The sequence below is a fragment of the Acinetobacter sp. H1(2024) genome, assembly GCF_046557555.1.
GTDB classification, from domain to species: Bacteria; Pseudomonadota; Gammaproteobacteria; order Pseudomonadales; family Moraxellaceae; genus Acinetobacter; species Acinetobacter seifertii.
The window spans coordinates 114,752-137,708 of sequence record NZ_JBKGFO010000001.1; the positions used below are offsets into that span (position 1 = coordinate 114,752).

Consider the following 22,957-nt stretch of genomic DNA (forward strand, 5'->3'; position numbering starts at 1 on the left):
ATGGTTTTGTAAGCCTGGACATCCTGTCATACTAACGCAAGTATAGATTCAAAATTTGAGGTAATGCACGTGATTTCTGTCGGAATTGTTGGTGGAACTGGTTATACAGGCGTTGAACTATTACGTATTTTATTACGACATCCAAAAGCGCAGGTTCGAGTTCTGACTTCACGTACAGAAGCAGGTAAACCAGTTGCTGATATGTTCCCAAACTTACGTGGGCATACAGATCTTCAATTTTCAGATTTAAACATTGATGCATTAAAAGAATGTGATGTTGTATTTTTTGCAACTCCTCATGGTGTCGCAATGCAGCATGCAAAAGATTTGATCGCAGCAGGGACTAAAGTTATTGATTTAGCAGCGGACTTCCGTTTACAAAATCTTGAACAGTTTGAAAAATGGTATGGCATGGAACATGCGTGTCCAGATGTACTGAAAGATTCTGTTTATGGTTTAACTGAATTAAATCGTGAAAAAATTAAGCAAGCTCAAGTCATTGGTAACCCAGGTTGTTATCCAACAACTGTTCAATTAGGTTTGGCTCCACTTTTAAAATCTGCACAAGCATTGATTGAAACTAAAAACATTATTATTGATGCTAAATCAGGGGTTTCAGGTGCTGGCCGTAAAGCGAGCTTAGGCATGATTTATAGCGAGAATGCCGATAACTTTAAAGCGTATGGTGTTGCAGGTCACCGTCACCATCCAGAGATTGTTGAAGCACTAGAAAATATTGCGGGAAAGAAAGGCGGGTTTGATGGTCTATTGTTTGTACCGCATTTGGTGCCAATGATTCGCGGTATGTTGAGTACAATTTATGTGGACTTAACAGAGACAGGTAAGCAAACAGACTTACAAGCTTTGTATGAAAACTTCTATGAAAATGAAAAATTTGTAGATGTTATGCCTGCAAACAGCTCACCTGAAACACGTAGTGTGCGTGGAGCAAACGAGTTACGTATTGCTTTGTATAAACCACAACCAAATAAACTCATTATTTTGGCGGCGCAAGATAACCTTGTAAAAGGTGCATCTGGTCAAGCTGTACAAAATATGAACCTTATGTTTGGTTTTAATGAAGACGAAGGCTTACAAGGGATTGGTTTATTACCATAAAAAACTCTTTTTTGCTTCACACACATTTAAATTTCGATTTAAATGTGTGTCTTGACTCTGATCTTAAACACTGAGATGACGATGCAAAACTCGGAACAGACGACTTCTGTAGAAAGTTCGTTGCAAAAGAAAAAATTTTTAAACACTAATAAACCTTTGTTTATTGGTGCCGCTATTTTAGTAAGTGGTTGTTTTGCGCTCGGCTATACAATTGGACACCGTCAAGGTTTAACTGTTGTAGGTTACGATGCAGATGCAGAGCAATTGGTTGAAGTAGTGCAAAAGCAAAAAACAGCGTTAGATGCAGTCAATAAAAGCCTGAACGCTGCTGTACAAGAGCGTGATGTTGCTGTTACAAATGCGAATGATCTGTTTACAGCACTGAATCAAGCAAATGCTGATAAAACACAACAAGAAGGTATGAGTAATATCTACCGAGAAATTTTAAGACAACGCGGTGGTTTAAGCTTAACGATTCAAAATTTGGCAATTAAGCCATTACCAGAAAATGCTTATGAATATCAGCTTGATCTGGTACAAGTGAGTCCAAGTAAACGCCGTGCTTCTGGCTCAGTAGAGATTAGGCTGATTAAAGATACAGAAGTTTTGGTTGTACCGCTTGAAGATAAGAACTTTAACTTCACTGATTTTGAACGTTTAACAGGCCGTTGGACAATGCCTAAGGGTTTCACACCTCAGTTTATTGAAGTGCGTTTAACGGGTGGTTCTGATACACCTGTGATTAAGCGTTTTAGTTGGCAGCGTGGTGCACCTGTCGAAACACCTTCTGCTTTTGTTGCAGAAATTCCCCAAGCTGAAGCAAATTCACAATAGTAACATCATATGCGAACAAATAAGCGTCAAACAAATTTAAAAGATATTAAGGCTTCTTTTCAGCAGTCTGGCTATGTCGATTGGCACTTCAATCCACGCTTAAGTGATTCGCAAAACGAAGATCATGATGGAGAGGTTGTTGTTCAAACAGCACCTCCCGAACTCAAGCGTCCGCCCTTATATGCAGTAGTATTATTGAACGACGATTACACACCAATGGACTTTGTAATTGAAATTTTACAACAATACTTTGCAATGAATCTTGACCAAGCAACTCAAGTAATGCTAACAGTACACTATGAAGGTAAAGGTACTGCCGGGGTATATCCAAGAGACATCGCGGAAACCAAGGCAAACCTTGTTAATAATTACGCTCGATCTCAAGGTCATCCATTACTTTGCCAGATTGAGCCTAAAGCATAAGGGGGTCACATGCTCAGTCGTCAATTAGAAGTATCATTACGTTTGGCTGTTAGCATGGCTCGTCAAAAGAGACATGAGTTTCTTACAGTTGAACACTTACTATTAGCCTTACTCGATAACGATTCGGCTGTGAATGCATTAAAGGCATGCGGAGCTGATATTGTTTCTTTACGTAAAGAATTAGAAGAATATGTAGAACAACATACTCCTAAGCTTGGCGAAAATAGCGAGCAAGCTCCACATCCAACTGAAAGTTTCGACCGCATTTTGCAACGTGCAATTTTCCACGTTCAATCGAGTGGTGGTGATCGTACTGTTGAAGGTGCGGATGTTTTGGTCGCAATGTACTCAGAGCGTGATTCTTTTGCTGTTTATTTACTTAAACGTCATCAAATTAATCGTTTGACTTTGACTCAATACTTGTCTCATGGGACACGTAAAGACGAAGTTCAGGTTGAAGAAGAAGTTGAAGACATTGAGGGTGAAAGCAATTCAGGCAATGCAGGGCCATTGGAACTTTATACGCTTAATTTAAATGTTGAAGCGCAAAAAGGAAAAACAGACCCACTTATTGGCCGTGAAAAAGAAATTGAGCGTACAGCACAAATTCTTTGCCGCCGTCGTAAAAACAACCCATTGCTAGTGGGTGATCCAGGTGTAGGTAAAACTTCCATTGCAGAAGGCCTTGCGTGGCTCATTGTAAATGGTAAAGCACCAAAACCGCTGAGCAATGCAGAAGTCTATAGTCTCGACATTGGGGCATTGGTCGCGGGTACAAAATACCGTGGTGACTTTGAAAAACGTTTAAAACAATTGCTGAATGCTTTGAAGAAAAATCCAAATGCGATTTTATTCATTGATGAAATTCATATGATTATTGGTGCAGGCTCAAGTATGGGCAGCACTATGGATGCATCGAATCTCATTAAACCAGCTTTGGCAAATGGTACGTTACGTTGCATCGGTTCAACGACTTTCCAAGAATATCGTCAGGTATTTGAAAAGGATCATGCGTTATCTCGTCGTTTCCAAAAAATTGACGTAAATGAACCAAGCATTTCTGAAACTATCGATATTTTACGTGGCTTGAAAACCAAGTTTGAAGATTTCCACCACGTACAGTATGACGACAAAGCTTTGGTTTCTGCGGTTGAGCTTTCTGCGAAATTTATTAATGATCGTTTCTTGCCAGATAAAGCAATTGATGTCATTGATGAAGCAGGTGCTCAGCGTCGCTTGAAAGCAGAAAGTGAAGACAGCTTAATTACTGTTGAAAATATTGAAGACATCGTTTCTAAAATTGCGCGTATTCCGCCTAAGACTGTATCTAAAGATGATAAATCAGTACTTGAAAATCTTGAGCGTGACCTAAAACGTGTTGTCTTTGGTCAAGACGAAGCAATCACTGCTTTGGCTTCTGCAATCAAGTTGTCACGTGCTGGTTTGAAATCGCCAGATAAACCTGTTGGTAGCTTTGTGTTTGCTGGCCCAACGGGTGTTGGTAAAACTGAAGTTACTAAACAATTAGCGAAATTGCTAGGCGTTGAGCTTGTTCGTTTCGATATGTCTGAGTATATGGAACGTCATGCTGTTTCTCGTTTAATTGGTGCTCCTCCAGGTTATGTAGGTTATGACCAAGGTGGTTTGCTCACAGATGCGATCCATAAAAATCCGCATTGTGTCTTGTTGCTTGATGAAATTGAGAAAGCACATCCTGATGTGTTTAATCTGTTGTTGCAAATCATGGACCATGGTGCGTTGACAGACAATAATGGTCGTAAGTCAGACTTCAGAAATGTCATTATTGTATTGACCACAAACATTGGTGCAGAAAGTATTTCACGTGCAAGCATTGGATTTACAGAGCAAGACCATAGCTTAGATAACCAAGATGCAATGAAGCGTGCATTCTCACCAGAGTTCCGTAACCGTTTAGACAGTGTTATTCAGTTTAAAGCTTTACCAACCACAGTAATTGAATCTGTCGTTGATAAATTCTTAACAGAATTACAAGCTCAGTTAGATGAAAAACGTGTGGTTCTAGATGTTGATCAAAGTGCGCGTGACTGGTTAGCAACCAATGGTTATGATCGTTTAATGGGTGCTCGCCCAATGCAACGTCTCATTCAAGAACACTTGAAGAAACCATTAGCTGAAATGATTCTGTTTGGTGAACTTGCAGATCATGGTGGTAATGTGGCGGTATCAGTGAAGAAAGAAGATGGCAAAGCAGTTGGTCTTAAACTTGAAGTTTTTGAAGATCACCATACGGCAGAACCAGCTTAATTTATGTTAATTGATAGTCTTTCTATAACCCGAATACTCAGTGTGTTCGGGTTATTTATTATTACTGCCATCGCTGAGATATTAGGTTGTTACTTTCCTTATCTTATTTTGAAAGAAGGGAAGTCTGCTTGGTTATGGTTGCCAACAGCCTTAAGCTTGGCTCTCTTTGTTTGGTTGCTTACATTACATCCTGCTGCCTCTGGACGAATTTATGCGGCCTATGGGGGTATTTATATTTTTACCGCGCTGATGTGGCTACGTTTTGTCGATCAGGTTGCTTTAACGAGATGGGATATTTTGGGTGGGTTGATTGTACTTTGTGGTGCCAGTTTGATTATTTTACAGCCGCAAGGATTAATCCGTTAATTATGAAAGTGGCCAGTTAAGTTTTAAGTGAAAAAGTAAGAAATATTTTCGCAAAAAACACTTGTCAAACTCATCAACAATGCGTATTTTAGATTTAAGGAACATTTTTTAATATTTGAGATAAAGATGTTAAATCAATCTGTGAATTCTAACGCTTACTTTTATTTCTGGCAATTTAGATAGTTGCCTGAGCGTATTCGGGCACGAAAGTTGCCCATCACAGTTAATACCTGATCGGCAACCCCGATCAGGTTTTTTTATGCTTTATCTTTTTCAAATCGAGGAACTCAAAATGAACAACATGACTTATTCATACTTTAGCAACTTTTATTGGTTTTACTTTTGCCTACCTTTGCCAACGAATAGATCCAAAACGCTTAAATAAATGATCGGACTGATTCGGTTTCAGTCCAAAGGAAAAGACCAATGAATGCTTTAAATACTCTACTAACTCAAAGTAATACAAAAGAAACACCAGTTAGTTTACCTGTCCAGTTAAAAGCTAAATATCCGCTTGTGCAGACCTTCGCACGTCAAATTGCAGAACACCGCCAAATTATTCAAAATATTCTTGCTGGTAAAGATCAGCGCTTAATGGTTATTACAGGACCATGTTCAATTCATGACCCAGTTGCGGTTCTTGAATACGCAGAAAAACTGCAAAAATTACAAGAAAAAGTAAAAGATCAAATATTCATTGTAATGCGTGCTTATATTGAAAAGCCGCGTACAACTGTGGGTTGGAAGGGTTATATGTATGATCCAAATCTTGATGGATCATCTAATCTACAATTAGGTTTAGAAAAATCCCGTGAGCTTTATTTACAAATTATTGAAAAGGGTTTGCCAATTGCGAGCGAAATTTTAAGTCCAATGGCAACTGGTTATTTTGATGATTTGTTGGCTTGGGGAGCAATTGGTGCTCGTACCAGCGAGTCTCAGATTCACCGTGAAATCTCAAGCCACATGCCATATAGCATTGGTTTCAAGAATGGTACAGATGGTTCAATTCAAATTGCTTTAGATGCTATTCAGTCGGCACAAAATGAGCATCAATTTTTAGGAATGAATCAGCAAGGTTTACCTTCTGTCATTCAGAGTGCTGGTAATCCATTGCCACACTTAATTTTGCGTGGAGCAAATCATGGTCCTAATTATGATTTAGCTTCAATTCAGGCAATACGTGAAAAACATAAACAAGATCTTCCTGCTTTAGTTATTGACTGTAGTCATGGCAACAGTGGTAAAGATCCTTTACGTCAACCAGAGGTTTTACAGCAAATCGTTGCTGAGCGCTTAAAAACTCAAGTAAAGGGTGTCATGATTGAAAGCCATTTAGTTGATGGTAATCAGAAAATTTCATGTGAAATGACTTATGGTCAGTCAGTGACAGATGGTTGTTTAGGCTGGGATAAAACGGAGCAGCTTTTGTTAAGCATTGCTGAACAATTAAAGGTAAATGAGTTAGCTCATTCAGCTTAATATTTTATAGATTTAAAAAAAGGGATCTGTTTTAGCAGATCCCTTTTTTTAAGAAGCGTGTTTTAGTTCGGATAAAAAAGTGGTGATTTCATGACCGAACTTTTTCGGTTCGGTTAATAATGGCGTGTGACCTGAGCGCTCGAAATAAATTGCTTTTGCATTTTCAACACTGTGTGCAATAAGTGTTTGACCAGTTTCTGGGTAAAGTGTCGAATTACGACCAATAAAGAAAGTAGTAGGGCACTGTAATTGTTGAAGCGCCTCACGATAATCTTCATTGTGAAAAAGATAATTTTCGACATACCAAAATAAGTAGTCTAAACGTTGAATGGGTAATAGATACTTCTGTAAAAAAGGTTGTTTTAAAGCCGTTTTAAAAACAAATGGGCTAAATGGATTGTTGCTTTGCAATTCAATAAAATCTACCCATAATCGTACAAGTTCCTGACGGTCTGGAAGCGATAATTCATAAAGGTATTTAGCATTTTTGTGTTTTGCCAATAATTGATAAATATCATTGAGCAGTTGTTTAAATTGAACATGTAGTGGACCAAATAAACCATATTGCCACGTCGAATCTACTGATATTTTTGGAGTTTGATCAATATGTAAATAGGCTTTTAATTGCTGCGCCAGATGAGCATGCTTCATACCATGCATTGCTGTGGTAGCACCCATTGAGTAGCCCATTAAAATAAAGTTATCAAGTTTTAATTGCTCAATTAAATGGGCAACATCTTGCCAGTGACTTGATATAGCATCTTGATCGGGAATGGCACAATTTTTTGAACCGCCAAAACCACGCCAGTCAGGAATAATAAATTCGTATTCTTTACGATTTGCATAGATAAACGGTAGCCATTGCCAACTCTGCATACCTAAGCCAGATAATACTAATACCGGTTCACCACGACCAACACGGCGTACAAATAAACTTTCCTGATCGGGCATGGTGTAATAAGGCATGTTTATTCTCCAGATACATTATCTTGAGCAAAAAGTTTTAATTGAGGAATGACTTGTTCTAACCATTTGATCCATTCAGTTTCCATGGTAATACCGAGTTCCAAGATCATTTTGTGGATATATAGCACTCGATTATTCAAGTCATCGTTATCTTTAAAATCTTTATCATAAATACTTTGATAAAGCTTAAGCTTTTCTTTGTGTAAACCAAGATGTCGCAATAGTTCAGGCAATATTTGATTATTGCTCAATTGTGCTTCTGCACGCAATCTTACCATTAAGTCATCTCTAAGCTGTGCAGGTTCACTTTGCTGTGTCATCCATGAAGCCAGTTCTATACGCCCAAGTTGTTCGACCTGATAAGTTTTTTTTCGGCCACTATCCATCTCATTTTCTAAAGTAGAAACCCAGCCTTTTTTTAGCATGTTATTGAGTTCACGATAAATTTGCTGATGCGTGGCATTCCAAAAAAAGCCCATAGAACGGTCAAAACGGCGAGCGAGTTCAAAGCCAGTGCTTGGGCGTTCTAGTAAGCTGGTTAGTAAAACATGGGGAAGTGACATGGCAATCCGTTTGTAAGCAAAAGTAAAGTGTGACTCATAAGATTATGCAACATGTTGCATAAAAGTCAAAATTTGATTATAAATTTGTGCAACAAGTTGCATTAAGCAAGCAGATTAGCAAGCCAAGGAGTTGTTATGTCGTTATATCCACATTTATTAAAACCATTAGATTTAGGTTTTACGACATTAAAAAATCGCGTATTGATGGGATCTATGCACGTTGGTCTAGAAGAGGCGCCAGGTGGTTACGAACGTATGGCAGCTTTTTATGCAGAGCGTGCTAAAGGGGATGTTGGACTCATTGTTACTGGCGGTATTGCACCTAATCAGGCAGGTTTAACCTTTGCTCATGCTTCTAAGTTAGATAGCACAGAAGAAGCTGAAAAACATAAAGTCATTACCGAAGCGGTCCATGCTGCTGGCGGAAAAATTGCATTACAAATATTACATACAGGCCGATATTCTTATCAACCAGAAATTGTTGCACCTTCGGCAATTCAAGCACCAATTAATCCAATTAAACCTAAAGCAATGACTTCGGCTGAGGTTCAACAAACTATTGATGATTTTGCAAACTGTGCGAAGCTTGCGCAATATGCCGGTTATGATGGCGTTGAAATTATGGGCTCTGAAGGTTATTTAATTAATGAGTTTATAGCAGCCAGAACAAACCATCGTGATGATGAATGGGGTGGTAGCTATGAAAACCGCATTCGTTTTCCTATCGAGATCGTAAAACGCACACGTGAAATAGTCGGTGAAAAATTTATTATTATTTATCGTTTATCAATGCTTGATTTGGTTGAAGGTGGCTCTACTTTAGAAGAAGTTATTCAGCTTGCTAAAGCGATTGAAAAAGCAGGCGCTACCATTATTAATACGGGCATTGGCTGGCATGAAGCCCGTATTCCAACAATTGCCACAAAAGTACCAAGAGCTGCATTTACTTGGGTCACCGAAAAATTAAAAGGCGAAGTTTCAGTTCCATTAATTACCTCAAACCGTATTAATACACCTGAAATGGCTGAGCATGTATTAGCATCGGGTCATGCTGATATGGTTTCAATGGCACGTCCAATGCTTGCAGATCCTGAGTTCGTTTTAAAAGCAAGTGAAGGTCGTAGTGATGAAATCAATACCTGTATTGGCTGTAACCAAGCCTGTCTTGATCACATTTTCTCTATGAAAATCGCAACATGTCTAGTGAACCCTCGTGCATGTTATGAAACTGAACTGTTTTTTAAAGAAGCTCAAAATCAGAAGAATATCGCTGTCATTGGTGCAGGGCCAGCAGGTCTCAGTTTTGCTGTATATGCGGCAGATCGTGGACACCAAGTTAAAATCTTTGAAGCAAGCCATCAAATTGGTGGTCAGTTTAATATCGCTAAAACTGTGCCAGGCAAAGAAGAGTTCTACGAAACACTACGTTATTTTAGTCGTCAAATTGAATTACGCCCAAACATTGAGCTTGTATTAAATCATAAAGCAACTTATGAAGAGTTAAGTCAATCAGGCTTCGATGAGATTGTAGTTGCAACGGGCGTAACACCTCGTCAATTGCAATTTGAAGGTATTGATCATCCAAAAGTGTTGAGCTACTTACAAGTACTTAAAGAGCGTGTACCAGTAGGTCAACGTGTTGCCATTATTGGGGCAGGTGGTATCGGTTTCGATACCGCTGAGTACCTAACCCATGAAGGTGAAAGTGGTAGTTTAAATCCTGAAAAGTTCTATGAAGAGTGGGGTATTGATACTCACTATGAACACGTTGGTGGTTTAAAGCAGCCGAAAGTTGAAGCTTCTGAACGAGAAATCTATTTGCTACAACGTAAAGCTTCTTCAGTAGGTGCGGGACTAGGTAAAACGACTGGTTGGATTCACCGTACAGGGCTTAAGAATAGAAACGTGAAAATGTTAGCAGGCGTACACTACGAAAAAGTCGATGATCAAGGTCTTCATATTACGGTTGATGGAAAACCAACAGTGCTTGAAGTTGATAATGTTGTAATTTGCGCGGGCCAAGAATCATTTACTGCAATGTATGACCAATTAAAAGCAGATGGTAAGAATGTTCATTTGATTGGTGGTGCTAAAGAAGCCGGTGAGTTGGATGCTAAACGTGCTATTCGTCAAGGTGCTGAACTAGCAGCGGTTCTTTAATGAGTTAAGTGAGCATTGTCTTAAATAAGAGAATGCTCACTACTAAAACCAATTTGAAGGAAAAGAAAAATGACACTTGAAACAACGAAACAGTCATTAGAAAAATGGCACCAAATGATTCAATCAAACGACTTATCGAACTTAAATGATTTGCTCGCAGATGATGTCGTTTTCCGTTCACCGGTTGCTTATAAACCTTATGAGGGAAGACAAGTTGTTTTCTTTATTCTTACTAACGTGATTCAGGTATTTGAAAACTTTACCTATCACAGAGAATTCTACACAGAAGATGGCGAAAATGTAGTGCTTGAGTTTAGTGCGAATGTAGGCGACAAATCATTGAAAGGGATTGATATGATCCGTTTTAATGAGCACGGTAAAATTATTGACTTTGAAGTAATGATTCGTCCAATGAGTGGTTTAGCTGCATTGGCTGAGCAAATGGGTGCAAGAATTACTCAGTTCAAACCTCAATAGTTTTTTATTAAATAGCCTAAGTTTTTTGAGGTATATTAAAAGTGGTTAAAACTTTCAACATTGCTTTTATTGCCTATATTATTTGTGCAAGGCAATAAAGTCCGAAAGAATACTCCACGTTTATTAGAGCCTAAAGGTGAACGAGAAGGTGGCATTGGTCAAGGCAAGCCTTTATCTCTGCTTATTTTGGGAGATTCAGCAGCAGCTGGCGTGGGTGTAGAAACACAAAAAGATGCTTTGTCTGGTGCTATTATTCAAGAACTGCAAAATGAATTTTTCCTCCAGTGGAAACTTCATGCCAAAACTGGTGATACGACCCGACAAGTTTTTCATGCTTTACAGCATTTAGAAGAGCGGAAGTATGATGTAATTGTGACATCTATTGGTGTAAATGATGTTACTAATTTGACTTCTGCCAAATCATGGATCCAACAACAAAAACAATTATTTGAGCATATTCAGAAACGTTTTCAACCAAAACTAATCATTGTTTCTGGAGTGCCTCCAATGCAACATTTCCCAGCTTTACCCAATCCATTGGCTTGGTTATTTGGGCAATATGCAGAGCAAATGAATCAAAAATTACAGCAATGGTTAGCACCACAGAGCCAGTTTAAATTTCTTCAATATGATATTGAAACTTTTCAAGCCATGAATTTGACAATGGCAAGTGATGGTTTTCATCCTAGTAAGGAAGTTTACGAAATTTGGGGAAGGCAGATTGCAGCTTTAGTGCGGCAATCATTTCACTCATAGTCATAGGTAGTCATTGGATATGGGCATATCTGTTTTTAGTAAAATTAAAGATTTCGGTTCAGAGTTGTTCGATTTAGTATTAGGGGCGGAGCATCCAAAAGTTTATTATGATCCTCAAGGGCAAATAAAAGATGTGTTGGAGAAGCTCCCTCAACTCAAGCAGAAATATCGTCCTACACCTTGGTTGACGAATAATCATGTTCATTTACTCTATTTCGATCTTATTAGAAAACAATCAATAAAATTGGAATATGACCGGATTGATCAACTTACGATGAGTGATGGCGGTATTACCGCAATTGCTTGGTATGGCTATAATTTACCAGCAGATACACCAACGGTTGTAATCATGCATACCATTACAGGTACTCCTGAGAGTATGCGTGAGTTGGTACGCGATTTAAATCAATATACAGGCTGGCGAATTGCATTATGCCTTCGCCGTGGTCACGCAGGTTTACCAATGCCTGTGCCACAAATTTCTCTTTTTGGTTCAACTCGTGATTTAAAAGAACAGCTTGACAATATTCAAAGCTTATTTCCCGCATCAGATTTATATGCGGTAGGTTCATCGGCAGGTACAGGCTTGCTTGTTCGCTATTTGGGTGAGCAAGGTGAAGATACGCCTTTTAAAGCTGCCTTTGCGATGTGTCCAGGTTATAACACGGAAATTGGTTTTAAAAATGTTCATCCTTTTTACAGTAAAATGATGACCAAAAAGCTCTTTAAGTATTTTATTTATCCGTATCAAAATACGTGGAGCAAAATTGCATCTTTAGAAAAAGTTTTATCGACTAACAATTTAGAAGAATTTGAAAAAGAATACTTCGAAATGGCTGGTTTTCAAGATTACGAAACTTACTGTAAATCTATTAATCCAATTTATGTTTTCGAGAATATTAAAATTCCATTAGTGATTCTGAATGCTGAAGATGACCCAGTTTGTTCTATTAAAAATTTGGAGCCATATAAAGAGCCAATTCAACAAATGAGTACGGTGGCTGTAGTGACAACTAAAAAAGGGAGTCATTGTGCATTTTATGAAGGGTGGCGTAGCACTTCATGGGCAGCACGTCTCATGTCTGATTATTTTTTAATTGAACGTAATAAATAGACAATCATCAGATGCATAAATAAAGCCCAGACTTTGGGCTTTATTTTTTACTTTTTAAGATAAAAGTAGTGATCTATCATTTATTCCAAGTTTTACTTTGGTAGCAGCAATCAGAGCTTTCTTATCTGTCTGATTGGGGTGAAAGTTAAAACGATAATATTCAAGAAACTTTGGAATTAAAGCTTTATATTGTGTGCTTGCAAAACCAAAAAAGTTGCGCCAAGTTTTAAAATTAGTCAGTTGTTTGTCGCGTTTCATTAAAACAATTTGGTAAATGGTCGAAAAAGCGGTAATCAGGATTAAACTAAAAGTAAATACTGAAATACGTGGAATATAAGCACTTAATCCGTTGCCATATAAATGCTGATATAAGTCGAATGCAACAGCTTTGTGTTCGGTTTCTTCTACGCTGTGCCATAGCCATAAGTTACGAATAGTTGTGTCAGTCATAAGCTCATTTACTGATTGCATCATGCTAACTACAAGTACTGCGGTGTAGTGCTCTAAACCAACCGTTACAAGTAAATTCCATTTTTTGCTAAAAACTTTTTCAATACCTTTAAGAATAATCCCTGTTGCTTTTTCTAGAGACTCAGGATTTAAACCATGCTGCTGTGCACTAACATGAAAAGCATGATGCTCCTTAGAATGCATTGCTTCTTGGCCAATGAACGCACCAATCTCTCTGTCTAAAGTTTCATTCTCTTTTGCCTTAGTACGTAAAGCGCGGACAGATCTAACAAAGTATGATTCTCCTTCGGGAAACAAAGTAGAAAGACCTGTGAAATAATGGGTGAGTGAGGGCTCGTGATTGCACCAATAACGTGGAATATTTTCAAAATTGTAGTCCATACGACGTACTGGAAAAGAGGCGGGTGCACGGTTTAAAGCTGTTTTCATTTTCTTGCTCCAATCTTTTTATTTGTAAGTTCCAAAAAGGAACTTGTTGATAAAAAGTATAAGTAGATAGGGTTGGAGTCAATGATTTTTGAATGGATGAAACTAGATTGTCCCGAAATGATAGACAAAGAAGTTTTGAAGATAAAAGCAAAGAAATTAAATTTATTTTTATTATGAATATTATATAAATGCCCAAATCAAAAAATTAATTTGGGCATTATCCGACACAGGCTTAGTTCTTAAGCGCTGGTGTTGCAGCGGCAATTGCAGCAGCCACTGCATCATCTTCTGTCTTAGCAGATTCAGTTGCCTTAGCTGGTTTTGACTGAGCTTTTTCAGCTTTAGGTTCTGCTTTAGCCTCAGTTTTCTTTTCTGGTTTAGGTTCTACTTTTGGTGTCTCAGATTTAGGTTGTTCAGCAACTTGTGTCTGTGAAGATTCATCAGAATGTGCAGGACGAGTTTCACGGCGAATTTCAGTTGTAGTGTTGTTTGTTTCTTCACGATGAACTTCAACTTGTGGTTGTGCTTCAACTTGAGCTTCTTGATGAGTATCCACACTCTCTAAAGACTCAAATTTTGCAGGCTTCGCTGGTTGAGGTTCTGAAACAGCAGTTTCAACCTTGTCTTGCTCTTCTTCTTTAGGCGTCTCTTTTTTAACGCATGCGGTTAACAATAGTCCAGCCGCAATTGCAGCACAGATTAAAAGTTTTTTATTTGCCATTGCCCTAAACAACATTTAATTGAGGAATTGGCATTATAACAGTAAATAGCAATGAAAAAATCATGTGAGATTGAGCTAATTTTTTATTAAAAATGCTGCTAGAATAACCAGTTGTTTATTGTTCTTTGAATTGATGCGGTTTGACTTTGCTTTATAGGGGCAGAGTACAGTAAAATTGCCAAACATTGTAGGCCGATTTCGGCTTGATTGTATGAGAAACTTAATGACCCATTTTATTTTTGTCACTGGTGGTGTGGTTTCATCACTAGGTAAAGGTATTTCTGCTGCTTCTGTTGCTGCACTTTTGGAAGCTCGTGGCTTGAAAGTCACAATGGTTAAAATGGATCCTTATATTAATGTCGATCCAGGGACAATGAGCCCATTCCAGCATGGTGAAGTTTTTGTTACCGAAGATGGTGCAGAAACCGACCTCGATCTGGGTTATTACGAACGTTTCTTACGTCGCGCTAAAATGACCAAGCTAAACAACTTTACGAGTGGTCGCGTATATCAAGACGTTTTAAATAAAGAGCGTCGTGGTGATTACTTGGGTGGTACAGTTCAGGTTATTCCTCATATTACCGATAATATTAAAGAACGTGTTCTTCGCGCAGGCGAAGGCTATGATGTTGCTATTGTAGAAATTGGTGGCACCGTAGGTGATATCGAATCATTACCGTTTATGGAGTCGGTTCGTCAGTTAATGGTTGAGCTTGGTCATAAACGTACCATGCTTATGCATTTAACCTTGTTGCCATATATTAAATCGGCAGCAGAGTTGAAAACTAAACCAACTCAGCACTCTGTAAAAGAGTTACTTTCAATTGGTATTCAGCCAGATATTCTGATCTGCCGTACTGAATATGATGTAGATGTTGATACTAAACGCAAAATTGCATTGTTCACTAACGTAGAAGCGCGCGCTGTAGTGGTATGTAAAGATGCGAAAACAATTTATCAAATTCCACGTACATTCTATGAACAAAACGTTGATGACTTGATCTGTGAACGTTTTGGATTTAATGATCTTCCAGAAGCAAATCTAGAAGATTGGGATAATGTAGTCGAAGCATTATTGAACCCTGAATACACTTTACGTGTAGCTATGGTTGGTAAATATGTTGAATTACCAGATGCTTATAAGTCTGTAAATGAAGCATTATTACATGCTGGTATTAAGAATCGCGTAAAAGTACAAATTGATTACGTCAATGCTGAAGAGCTTGAGAGTCAAGATGTATCTATTTTAAGTACAGCTGATGCAATTTTAGTTCCGGGTGGTTTTGGTGAACGTGGTACTGAAGGCAAAATGAAAGCTATTCAGTACGCTCGTGAAAATCGTATTCCTTTCTTAGGAATTTGTTTAGGCATGCAATTGGCAGTTATTGAATATGCTCGCCATGTTGCAGGCATGCCAGAAGCTTCTTCTACAGAATTTAACCGCTCTACAAAATATCCACTTATTGGTTTAATCACTGAATGGTTGGATGAGCGTGGTGAATTACAACAACGTAGTCTCGAATCTGATTTGGGCGGAACAATGCGTTTAGGTGCACAAAAATCAGAATTGGTTGAAGGTACAAAAACACGTGAAGTCTACGGAAAAGCTGAGATCACTGAACGTCATCGTCACCGTTATGAAATGAATAACCGTTTCATCGAGTCGATTGAAAAAGCTGGTATGAAAATTTCTGGTTATTCTTCAGCACAACATTTGGTTGAAACTGTAGAAATTCCTGAACATCCTTGGTTTATTGCTGTACAATTCCACCCGGAATTTACAAGTTCACCACGTGATGGACATCCATTATTTGCTAGTTTTATTGACGCTGCGAAAACTCAGCATCAAAAAAGTAAATAATGCGATTTAAATAAACTGGGAAAGTTTAAATGTCACAATTAAAACCACAAGAAGTTGTACGTTTAGGCGATATACAAATGGCAAATCATTTGCCATTTGTATTATTTGGCGGAATGAACGTACTTGAATCAAAAGATTTAGCTTTTGAAATTGCAGAAACGTATGTAGATATTTGCAAACGTTTAGAAATTCCTTATGTTTTTAAAGCGAGTTTTGATAAGGCAAATCGTTCTAGTCTACATTCATTCCGTGGCCCTGGACTTGAAAAAGGTATTGAATGGTTAGGTGATATTAAAAAGCATTTTAATGTTCCGATCATTACTGATGTGCATGAGCCATATCAAGCTGCACCAGTTGCAGAAGTAGCCGATATTATTCAGTTACCTGCTTTCTTAAGTCGTCAGACTGATCTTGTTGAAGCGATGGCAAAAACACAAGCTATCATTAATATTAAGAAAGCTCAGTTTTTAGCACCTCATGAAATGCGTCATATTCTGCACAAATGTTTAGAAGCAGGAAATGATAAACTCATTCTTTGTGAACGTGGTTCAGCATTTGGTTATAACAATCTTGTTGTAGATATGCTTGGCTTTGACATCATGAAAGAAATGAATGTGCCAGTTTTCTTTGATGTGACACATGCGTTGCAAACCCCTGGTGGTCGTGCTGATTCGGCAGGTGGTCGCCGTGCTCAAATTACAACTTTAGCACGTGCTGGAATGGCAACTGGCTTGGCTGGGCTATTCTTGGAAGCTCATCCAGATCCAGAACATGCAAAATGCGATGGGCCTTGTGCATTACGTATGTCACAACTTGAGCCATTCTTGGCGCAAATAAAAGAATTGGATACTTTAGTTAAAGGATTCAAAAAGTTAGATACCCATTGATGCAGTAATCTGCATCTCGTTATTCATTCAACAGAGGAATTGTTCATGAGCCAAATCGTTGACATTCGTGCACGTGAAATTTTGGACTCTCGTGGTAACCCAACCATCGAAGCAGACGTAATTTTAGAATCTGGCGTTGTTGGTCGTGCATGTGCACCGTCTGGTGCTTCAACTGGTTCTCGTGAAGCTTTAGAACTGCGTGACGGTGATAAATCACGTTACTTAGGTAAAGGCGTTCGTACAGCAGTTAATAACGTTAATACGTTGATTCGTGATGCTTTGTTGGGTAAGTCAGTTTTTGAGCAAAAAGACATTGATAACACAATGATCGCGCTTGATGGCACTGAAAACAAAGAAAAATTAGGTGCTAACGCAACTTTGGCTGTGTCATTGGCTGCTGCACGCGCTGCTGCTGAAGAAAAGAAACTTCCTCTTTTCCAATACATCGCAGATCTTCGTGGTCAAACAATTTTGACAATGCCTGTACCGATGATGAACATCTTGAACGGTGGTGAGCATGCTGACAACACTGTTGATATTCAAGAGTTTATGATTGAGCCAGTAGGCTTCACTTCATTTGCTGAAGCTTTGCGTGCTGGTGCTGAAGTATTCCATTCTTTAAAATCAGTTTTAAAGAAACAAGGTTTGAATACTGCTGTGGGTGATGAAGGTGGTTTTGCGCCTAACCTTCGTTCAAACGAAGAAGCAATTACTGTAATTCTTCAAGCAATTGAACAAACTGGTTATAAAGCTGGTTCAGATATGATGCTTGCACTTGACTGTGCATCTTCAGAATTCTACAAAAACGGTCAATACGTTTTAGAAGGTGAAGGTAACCGTGCATTTACAAGTCATCAATTTGCAGACTACTTAGCTGGTCTTGTAAATCAATATCCGATTATTTCAATCGAAGATGGTTTAGATGAATCTGATTGGGAAGGTTGGAGCTACTTAACTTCAATCCTTGGTGATAAAATCCAATTGGTTGGTGACGATTTATTCGTAACTAATCCTAAGATTTTACAACGTGGTATTGATGAGAAAGTTGGTAACTCGATTCTTATCAAATACAACCAGATTGGTACATTGACTGAGACTTTAGATGCAATCTACCTTGCTAAAGCAAATGGTTACTCAACTGTTATTTCTCACCGTTCTGGTGAAACAGAAGATTCAACTATTGCTGATTTGGCAGTAGGTACTGCAGCTGGTCAAATCAAAACTGGTTCACTTTGCCGTTCTGACCGTGTTGCTAAATATAACCAATTGCTTCGTATTGAAGAAATGACTAAAGCGGCTTACCGCGGTAAAGCTGAGTTCAAAGGTTTAAACTAATCTTTTGAATAATGCTTTGCTTATTTAAATATTGATGAAAAATTAATATTTAAAATAAAAGTGCTATTTCTACTTCTTAGAAATAGCACTTTTTTATTTATCCTAAACGCCGAGTTTTTAAAGATTCAGCCCAACTATGATGATGACAACGAGAACATTGTTGATCGAGTTTATTTAAAACCTTAGTCTCGCCACATTTCATACAAGAATAAAAAGTATTAATTTTAAGTACATCAGCTTTACGATAGGCATCTGGGAATAAAGGAAGTCCCCATTTAACATCTTCATCCTCATAATAAAGTAAGCTCAAAATGCCATCGGATTCAAGTAAGGCTGTTCTGACTTGACCTAAATGTTCTACGTTTTGCTGGCGCATTTCTGAGAAAAATTCATCGTGAGAATATGTTTGTTTCTGAAAATCTTTGTAGACCAAAAGACCCTCTTTGACGACGCAAAGAGCTCTTCCTTCTAACAATGTTTCAATTTTTTTGTGCTTTACCATACCCCAAGTGATAAGGCGATATAAAAAGAGGATTGCAACAAAAACCACTAAAGCGTGTGCAATTGGAACGTCTTTAGTAAACATAGGGTCACCAGCTGCAGATCCTAAACATAAAATGATAGCCAGTTCGAATAAAGAGAGTTGTCGGATACCACGTTTACCAGATAGTCTTAAAAAGCTAATGATAATAATGAACATGACAGTGCATCTTATTAAAATTTCTAAAGCAAAGCCCCATGTGGTATCACCAATAAAAATATTAGAAAGATCCATCTTTATCTCGCTTTTTCAAATTTTACAGATAGGGTAGATTTAAAATTCATAGCAAAATAAAAATCAAAAAACTATAGTTTTTAAGTGGTTATTGTTTAAAAGTACAAAAGATGTGTGATCGTGTATTAATTAAAAATAAATGAAATTCGTAGTGCGATTTTAATACATAGATTATTGTAGTCTCTTAAGAGTAATTATTTTGGTTTGGCCTATGATGTATGTGGCACTTGCTTTTATTGGAGTTCTTTCAGGGCTGATTAGTGGAGTGGTTGGAACTGGATCATCAATTATTTTATTACCAATTCTTGCTTATATTTTTGGGGCCAAACTTGCTGTACCTATTATGGCAATTGCTGCAATTATGGGGAACATTTCACGTGTGATAATGTGGCGTAAAGAGCTTAATATTAGAGCATTTCTTTTATTTACAAGTTTGGGCATACCAGCAACGATACTAGGAGCCAATACATTATGGGTGATGTCACCTACGTTATCCAACTTATGTATAGGTGTATTTTTCTTCTTTTTAATACCGATTAGACATTACGCCAAACGTCATAGTTTTAAATTTAGTTCATGGCAAATGGTCATTGCTGGGGGAGTGCTGGGCTATATCACAGGTGTTGTTTTTTCGACAGGCCCCTTATTACTCCCAGTTTTTAATGGTTTCGGTTTAACGAAGGGGGCTCTCTTGGCAACAGAGGCTGCCGCTTCATTTGGTATTTACGTAACAAAAAGCTTAACTTTTGGTGCACTAGGCGTTTTAAAACAAAATATTTTAATTGCGGGAGTTGCTGTTGGTTTTTCTCAAATTATTGGCAATTATATTGGCAAAACTTTTGTAATAAAGATGTCTGAGAAAACTTTTGATTTATTGCTAGATTGTATGTTGGTGGTTGCTGGTTTTTCGATGATATTGGCAGTTTTTAATCATTCTTAACAGTAACTTTTATATGCATAGATTGATTTATAAACAGTTGTGTTTATAAACATTATTTTCCTTTCCAATTGAGTTTAATTTTGACAAAATGAAACATGTCACAATGGTCAATTTAAAGTAATATGGCCATTCATAGTTTTGCAGGAATTTTGCAGGAATTTTGCATGTCGCTTGTAAATTGTCATACAATACAAAAACTTAATAAAGTTTTTAATTAAAGCTCTTAATGCTATGTTAGAAGTATTTCGATCCACTTCAAGCAAACTTATTTTGCTACTGGTTATTGTTTTAGTAGCTATATTGCAATATCAGTTCTGGTTAGGTGAGGGTGGTTATTTTCCTCATCAAGCACTTATGCAGCAAATTCAACAGCAAGCTGAAGTAAATGATGAGCTTAAAGAGCGAAACCGTATTTTGGCAGCTGAGGTTTTCGACCTAAAAAATGGTACGGAAGCGATAGAAGAACACGCTCGTCTGGATCTTGGTTTAGTTAAGCCTCACGAAACATTTGTTCAAATGAGTACAATTAGTACTAATTATAAGCCTATTTATATTGACCCGAACGCTAAAGTAGATTTGGAAACTAATGAGACACCTCCATCACCAGATATCCCAGACTAAACTATGGGCAGTTATTCCTGCTGCTGGTTCAGGAAGTCGATTTTCCAAAACTGAATTAAAGCAATATCAATACATTCAAGATGCGACAGTGTTAGAGCATACTGTTAAGCGTTTAGCTGAGCTTCCATTAGCTGGCTATGTCTTAGCAATTGGTGCGCAGGATACTCTTGCTTCTACTTTAGCTTTTAGCGAAAAGTATAAGGCACATTTTTGTAATGGTGGTGCTGAGCGAGTCTATTCGGTTTTAAATGCGCTAAATTATCTGTCACAAATTACAGATGAAGATGATTGGGTGTTGGTACACGATGCTGCACGACCTTGTGTAACCCTTGATTGCTTAAATGCTCTTGTTTTGCATGCGATAAGTTCAAATCAAAGTGCTATTTTGGCAATTCCTGTGCGCGATACGTTGAAGCTTGTAGATAAAGAACAACAGATTAACAAAACCGTAAGTCGAGAGTTGTTGTGGCAGGCTCAAACTCCTCAAATTGCAAAAATTGGGACACTTAAAAAGGCGATTGAACAAGCGCTAATTAATAATTTGACTATTACTGATGAGGCAAGCGCGCTTGAGTTTATGGGGGAGAGCGTACATGTAGTTATGGGACGGTCTGATAATATAAAAATTACTTATCCCGATGATTTAGAACTTGCGCGTTTGATTCTGCAATCACAATCTTAATATTTTATATACTTAATAGCAGGCTATTTTATTTTAAAATAGCCTAAGTATACGTTTCATTTCTACACATCTATTCAAAATAATTTATATTTTTTTATAGAGGAAGTAGATAACATCATTATGTAATTTAATTAGATAATGTTCGATAGTCGAACAAAAAAATCCTAAATCGAACAAAAGTGTATGTAGCTTACTAGATCAAAATCTGAAAATTATCAAAAATAATCAAAAGGGAAATCTAAGGGAAACACTCGGGATTGAGTGAAATATTTATCTATCTTATTACCCCAGTGTGCCTATTCTCTTACCTTTCTCTTCTTCAATGAGCACAATGGAGTTGTCTAATGATTGACAAAAGTAAGTCCTCACTAAGCGAGGTTCTATCGCAAATTAAAGATGGTGCAACCATTCTGATTGGTGGTTTTGGTACCGCAGGACAACCCGCTGAACTCATTGACGGTCTTATTGAATTGGGTATTAAAGATTTAACCATTGTCAGCAATAACGCCGGTAATGGCGATTATGGTCTGGCGAAACTGCTGAAAGCTGGTTCGGTTAAAAAAGTGATTTGTTCTTTCCCTCGTCAGTCAGACTCTTATGTATTTGATGAACTGTACCGTGCCGGAAAGGTCGAACTTGAAGTGGTTCCACAAGGTAATCTGGCGTGTCGTATTCAAGCTGCTGGTATGGGTTTAGGTGCTGTGTTTACCCCAACAGGCTTTGGAACTCTTTTGGCTGAAGGTAAAGAAACCCGTCAGATCGATGGTAAAGATTATGTACTCGAATATCCGATTAAAGCTGACTTTGCCTTGATTAAAGCATACAAAGGCGATCGCTGGGGTAATCTGGTTTACCGTAAATCTGCACGTAACTTTGGCCCGATTATGGCCATGGCTGCAGATGTCACGATTGTTCAGGTTTCCGAAGTGGTTGAGCTAGGCCACCTAGATCCAGAGCACATCATCACCCCAGGTATTTTTGTACAGCATGTTGTACAAGTACAGCCCGCACAGTAAGCAATAAGGAGAAATAACATGAGCTACCAGAAACTCAGCCGTGACCAGATTGCAAAACGTGTGGCACAAGATATTCCCGATGGTGCCTATGTGAACCTAGGCATTGGCTTGCCAACCAAGATTGCGAGCTACCTACCTAACGATAAAGATATTTTCCTTCATTCTGAAAATGGTTTATTGGCATTTGGTCCTCCTCCAGCGGCAGGTGAAGAAGACCCTGAACTGATTAATGCGGGTAAAGAGTTTGTGACCATGCTTGAAGGCGGCAGCTTTTTTCACCATGGTGATTCCTTTGCCATGATGCGTGGTGGGCACCTTGATATTGCCGTGCTAGGAGCCTTTCAGGTTGCAGCGAATGGTGATTTGGCGAACTGGCACACGGGTGCACCGGATGCGATTCCTGCCGTGGGTGGTGCGATGGATTTAGCTGTAGGTGCTAAGAAAGTATTTATCACTACAGACCATGTGACAAAGCAAGGTGAACCAAAGATTGTGGCTGAGCTGAGCTATCCAGTTACGGGTAAACACTGCGTAGACCGTATTTACACCGACCTCTGTGTGATTGATGTGACCAAAGATGGTTTGAAAGTGATTGAGAAAGTGGAAGGTCTTAGCTTTGATGAGTTACAGGCTTTAACGGGTGCCACTTTGATTGATGCAACTCAAGGGTAAG

The 22,957-nt window shown here is 38.2% G+C and carries 23 protein-coding genes; 18 read left to right on the forward strand and 5 right to left on the reverse strand.

Annotated features, from left to right (window positions below):
- The first annotated feature begins 63 nt into the window (after positions 1-63).
- The 6 genes from argC to ACLCEG_RS00600 all read left to right on the forward strand — a co-directional run bounded on the left by argC (position 64) and on the right by ACLCEG_RS00600 (position 6,510).
- Entirely contained in the window at positions 64-1,119 is a 1,056-nt protein-coding gene (gene argC, locus ACLCEG_RS00575; protein ID WP_348901515.1) for an N-acetyl-gamma-glutamyl-phosphate reductase, read from the forward strand.
- A gap of 75 nt (positions 1,120-1,194) precedes the next feature.
- On the forward strand, positions 1,195-1,953 hold the full coding sequence (locus ACLCEG_RS00580; RefSeq protein WP_077163309.1) for a DUF6776 family protein: 759 nt from the start codon (positions 1,195-1,197) through the stop codon (positions 1,951-1,953).
- A 9-nt stretch (positions 1,954-1,962) separates the two neighbouring features.
- Positions 1,963-2,376, forward strand: a complete 414-nt coding sequence (gene clpS / locus ACLCEG_RS00585) for an ATP-dependent Clp protease adapter ClpS (RefSeq protein ID WP_001260033.1) — start codon at positions 1,963-1,965, stop codon at positions 2,374-2,376.
- Between the two features lie 9 nt (positions 2,377-2,385).
- Entirely contained in the window at positions 2,386-4,662 is a 2,277-nt protein-coding gene (gene clpA / locus ACLCEG_RS00590; protein ID WP_004701310.1) for an ATP-dependent Clp protease ATP-binding subunit ClpA, read from the forward strand.
- Positions 4,663-4,665: 3 nt separating this feature from the next.
- On the forward strand, positions 4,666-5,028 hold the full coding sequence (locus tag ACLCEG_RS00595) for a YnfA family protein (protein ID WP_019458779.1): 363 nt from the start codon (positions 4,666-4,668) through the stop codon (positions 5,026-5,028).
- 426 nt (positions 5,029-5,454) lie between these two features.
- Positions 5,455-6,510 carry a 3-deoxy-7-phosphoheptulonate synthase gene (locus ACLCEG_RS00600; protein ID WP_410564988.1) on the forward strand — a complete coding sequence of 352 codons (1,056 nt, stop codon included), beginning with the start codon at positions 5,455-5,457 and terminating at the stop codon, positions 6,508-6,510.
- Between the two features lie 48 nt (positions 6,511-6,558).
- On the opposite strand, the gene ACLCEG_RS00605 is transcribed toward ACLCEG_RS00600, so the two are convergent.
- Together ACLCEG_RS00605 and ACLCEG_RS00610 are read right to left on the reverse strand one after the other, a co-directional pair.
- The gene (locus ACLCEG_RS00605) at positions 6,559-7,476 is read right to left on the reverse strand and encodes an alpha/beta fold hydrolase (RefSeq protein WP_406520820.1); all 918 of its coding nucleotides are present in this window, start codon (positions 7,474-7,476) and stop codon (positions 6,559-6,561) included.
- A gap of 2 nt (positions 7,477-7,478) precedes the next feature.
- A complete protein-coding gene (locus ACLCEG_RS00610) occupies positions 7,479-8,039 on the reverse strand; it encodes a PadR family transcriptional regulator (protein WP_004701316.1) in 561 nt (186 codons plus the stop codon).
- A 135-nt stretch (positions 8,040-8,174) separates the two neighbouring features.
- On the opposite strand from ACLCEG_RS00610, the gene ACLCEG_RS00615 reads away from it, so the two are divergent.
- From ACLCEG_RS00615 to ACLCEG_RS00630, 4 genes are all read left to right on the forward strand, one after another.
- A complete protein-coding gene (locus ACLCEG_RS00615) occupies positions 8,175-10,199 on the forward strand; it encodes an FAD-dependent oxidoreductase (RefSeq protein WP_410564992.1) in 2,025 nt (674 codons plus the stop codon).
- A 69-nt stretch (positions 10,200-10,268) separates the two neighbouring features.
- Positions 10,269-10,676: a nuclear transport factor 2 family protein gene (locus ACLCEG_RS00620; RefSeq protein ID WP_151761000.1), complete on the forward strand. Its 408-nt coding sequence runs from the start codon at positions 10,269-10,271 to the stop codon at positions 10,674-10,676.
- 60 nt (positions 10,677-10,736) lie between these two features.
- Positions 10,737-11,432 (forward strand): SGNH/GDSL hydrolase family protein, encoded by a 696-nt coding sequence (locus ACLCEG_RS00625; RefSeq protein WP_410564995.1) that lies wholly within the window; start codon positions 10,737-10,739, stop codon positions 11,430-11,432.
- A 19-nt stretch (positions 11,433-11,451) separates the two neighbouring features.
- Positions 11,452-12,546, forward strand: coding sequence for a YheT family hydrolase (locus tag ACLCEG_RS00630; protein ID WP_410564998.1), 1,095 nt, complete (start codon positions 11,452-11,454; stop codon positions 12,544-12,546).
- A 54-nt stretch (positions 12,547-12,600) separates the two neighbouring features.
- On the opposite strand, the gene ACLCEG_RS00635 is transcribed toward ACLCEG_RS00630, so the two are convergent.
- Together ACLCEG_RS00635 and ACLCEG_RS00640 are read right to left on the reverse strand one after the other, a co-directional pair.
- Positions 12,601-13,446 carry a metal-dependent hydrolase gene (locus tag ACLCEG_RS00635; RefSeq protein ID WP_410565001.1) on the reverse strand — a complete coding sequence of 282 codons (846 nt, stop codon included), beginning with the start codon at positions 13,444-13,446 and terminating at the stop codon, positions 12,601-12,603.
- A 232-nt stretch (positions 13,447-13,678) separates the two neighbouring features.
- Positions 13,679-14,167, reverse strand: coding sequence for a hypothetical protein (locus tag ACLCEG_RS00640; RefSeq protein WP_004701329.1), 489 nt, complete (start codon positions 14,165-14,167; stop codon positions 13,679-13,681).
- A gap of 223 nt (positions 14,168-14,390) precedes the next feature.
- Between ACLCEG_RS00640 and ACLCEG_RS00645 the strand changes: the two genes are divergently transcribed.
- Genes ACLCEG_RS00645 through eno form a run of 3 tightly spaced genes read left to right on the forward strand, consistent with a single transcriptional unit; the run spans position 14,391 to position 18,250 of the window.
- On the forward strand, positions 14,391-16,028 hold the full coding sequence (locus ACLCEG_RS00645; protein ID WP_004701331.1) for a CTP synthase: 1,638 nt from the start codon (positions 14,391-14,393) through the stop codon (positions 16,026-16,028).
- A 29-nt stretch (positions 16,029-16,057) separates the two neighbouring features.
- Positions 16,058-16,915, forward strand: a complete 858-nt coding sequence (gene kdsA / locus ACLCEG_RS00650) for a 3-deoxy-8-phosphooctulonate synthase (protein ID WP_004701333.1) — start codon at positions 16,058-16,060, stop codon at positions 16,913-16,915.
- A 45-nt stretch (positions 16,916-16,960) separates the two neighbouring features.
- Entirely contained in the window at positions 16,961-18,250 is a 1,290-nt protein-coding gene (gene eno / locus ACLCEG_RS00655; protein ID WP_004701335.1) for a phosphopyruvate hydratase, read from the forward strand.
- Positions 18,251-18,347: 97 nt separating this feature from the next.
- Here the strand turns inward: eno and ACLCEG_RS00660 are convergent, their stop codons facing one another.
- A complete protein-coding gene (locus ACLCEG_RS00660) occupies positions 18,348-19,025 on the reverse strand; it encodes a DUF421 domain-containing protein (protein WP_200028020.1) in 678 nt (225 codons plus the stop codon).
- Between the two features lie 211 nt (positions 19,026-19,236).
- Between ACLCEG_RS00660 and ACLCEG_RS00665 the strand changes: the two genes are divergently transcribed.
- The 5 genes from ACLCEG_RS00665 (at position 19,237) to ACLCEG_RS00685 (ending at position 22,956) form a co-directional block, all read left to right on the forward strand.
- Positions 19,237-19,965, forward strand: coding sequence for a sulfite exporter TauE/SafE family protein (locus ACLCEG_RS00665; RefSeq protein WP_410565004.1), 729 nt, complete (start codon positions 19,237-19,239; stop codon positions 19,963-19,965).
- 231 nt (positions 19,966-20,196) lie between these two features.
- Positions 20,197-20,586, forward strand: coding sequence for a cell division protein FtsB (gene ftsB, locus ACLCEG_RS00670; RefSeq protein ID WP_004701341.1), 390 nt, complete (start codon positions 20,197-20,199; stop codon positions 20,584-20,586).
- Positions 20,552-21,268: a 2-C-methyl-D-erythritol 4-phosphate cytidylyltransferase gene (ispD, locus tag ACLCEG_RS00675; protein ID WP_410565006.1), complete on the forward strand. Its 717-nt coding sequence runs from the start codon at positions 20,552-20,554 to the stop codon at positions 21,266-21,268. Before ftsB ends, ispD begins: the two co-directional genes overlap by 35 nt.
- A 344-nt stretch (positions 21,269-21,612) precedes the next feature.
- Positions 21,613-22,284: a 3-oxoacid CoA-transferase subunit A gene (locus ACLCEG_RS00680; protein WP_198072559.1), complete on the forward strand. Its 672-nt coding sequence runs from the start codon at positions 21,613-21,615 to the stop codon at positions 22,282-22,284.
- A gap of 18 nt (positions 22,285-22,302) precedes the next feature.
- Complete coding sequence (locus tag ACLCEG_RS00685; RefSeq protein ID WP_004792017.1) at positions 22,303-22,956, forward strand: 3-oxoacid CoA-transferase subunit B; 654 nt, start codon at positions 22,303-22,305, stop codon at positions 22,954-22,956.
- Position 22,957 lies beyond the last annotated feature (1 nt).